2 protein-coding genes are annotated in these 1,657 nt (G+C 74.7%); one reads left to right on the top strand and one right to left on the bottom strand.

Features of this window, described 5'->3' with window-relative positions; genetic code table 11:
• Window positions 1-79 precede the first annotated feature (79 nt).
• Window positions 80-754: a GNAT family N-acetyltransferase gene (locus tag ACFU7Y_RS43785; protein WP_224285388.1), complete on the bottom strand. Its 675-nt coding sequence runs from the start codon at window positions 752-754 to the stop codon at window positions 80-82.
• 129 nt (window positions 755-883) lie between these two features.
• On the opposite strand from ACFU7Y_RS43785, the gene ACFU7Y_RS43780 reads away from it, so the two are divergent.
• Window positions 884-1,657: pentapeptide repeat-containing protein (locus tag ACFU7Y_RS43780; RefSeq protein WP_380772031.1), on the top strand; the 774-nt coding region annotated here is incomplete at its 3' end.

Here is a 1,657-nt window from a genome sequence, read left to right as displayed (position 1 = left end):
GCCCTGGCCCTGTCGTCGAACTCCCGTCTGCGGGCCGCGCCGCCCGGACGCCGGGCGGGCTGCGGCAGGCCTCCCGGTCCTACTTCTGCTCGTAGACGCCCGGGGCGTCCAGGACCAGGCTCGCCATCGGGGCGCGGGTGGTCCAGCCCATCGTGCGGTAGAGCGCCTGGCCGTCCACGGTGGCGACCAGGATGCCGGTACGGGCGCCGGCCTCGTGCCCGGCGGCCAGCAGGGTGTGCATCACCAGCGCGCCCAGGCCCCGGCGGCGGTGCTCGGGTACGGTGCCGATCATGTCCGGCACCAGCACGCGGCCGGCTCCGGTGTCGGCCAGACCGGCCTGGCCGCGCGCGGCCAGGTGCCCGGCGTCGGTGCGCACCAGGGCCTTGACGACTCCGCCCCGGATCCAGCTGGTCACGGTGTACCCGGCGCGCGGCTCGGGCCGGTCGGCGGTGACCGGGCCGGTCATCAGGAACCCGGGGGCGTCCAGGCGCCACCGCTCGTCCAGCCAGGGGCGCACGGTCGCGTCCTCGGCGAACAGCTTCAGCCAGGTGTTCGGCGCGGTGACGCTCTCGGCGAGCTTGCGGACCTCGGCCTCGGTCGGCTCCGGCAGCACGTGCCGGCCCACCTCGCCGGTCGGCGCGCCGACGTCGATGCTCCAGCCCCAGGGCTGGTCCACCGGCTCGGCGGAGCCGCGCGACACGGCCCAGCCCGCGATCCACATCCGGACCAGCCCCCTGATGTCCGGGTCCTGCATGAGCCCACCCCCGTGTGTAATAGCTGTTATGGACTTTCGTACCTTACCGACGTCGAGGGGCGTCTGCCCAGTAGGATTTCCGGGTTCACCGCGCCGCCCGGCGCCCAGCTGCTGGAAGGACCCCGGAACGTGCGCGAGACCGAGTCGCCGCAGGACCCCACGGCGGCTGCGCCGACCCCGCTCCGGTCCGACTGCGGCAGCTGCTTCGGGCTCTGCTGCGTCGCCCTGCCGTTCGCGGCCGGTACCGACTTCGCCATGAACAAGGCGGCCGGCAGCCCCTGCCGCAACCTCCAGGCCGACTTCAGCTGCGGCATCCACGCGCGGCTGCGCGACCGGGGCTTCCAGGGCTGTACCGTCTACGACTGCTTCGGCGCCGGGCAGCGGGTCTCCCAGGTGACCTTCGGCGGCCGCAGCTGGCGCGAGGAGCCGGACAGCGCCAAGGCGATGTTCGACGTCTTCCCGATCGTGCGGCAGCTGCACGAACTGCTCAGGTACCTCACCGAGGCGCTCACCTTCACCGCTGCCCGTCCCGTCCACGACGAGCTGCGGCAGGCGCTGGCGGAGACCGACCGGCTGGCCGGCGGCACCCCCGAGGAGATCCTCGCCGTCGACGTCCCGGCCCACCGGCAGCGGGTCAGCGAGCTGCTGCTGCGCGCCGGCGAACTGGTCCGCGCCGCCGTTCCGCACCGCCGCGAGCACCGGGGCGCCGACTTCTTCGGCGCCCGCCTGCGCGGCGCCGACCTGAAGGGGGCCAACCTGCGCGGCGCCCTGCTCGTCGCGGCCGACCTCGCTGGCGCGGACCTGCGCCTCGCCGACCTGATCGGCGCCGACCTACGGGACGCCAACCTGGCCGGCGCGGACCTCACCACGGCGCTCTTCCTCACCCATGCCCAGCTCGACGCG

The sequence above is a fragment of the Kitasatospora sp. NPDC057542 genome, assembly GCF_042801945.1.
Taxonomy (GTDB): domain Bacteria; phylum Actinomycetota; class Actinomycetes; order Streptomycetales; family Streptomycetaceae; genus Kitasatospora.
This window is presented reverse-complemented; position numbering and strand designations above follow the sequence as displayed.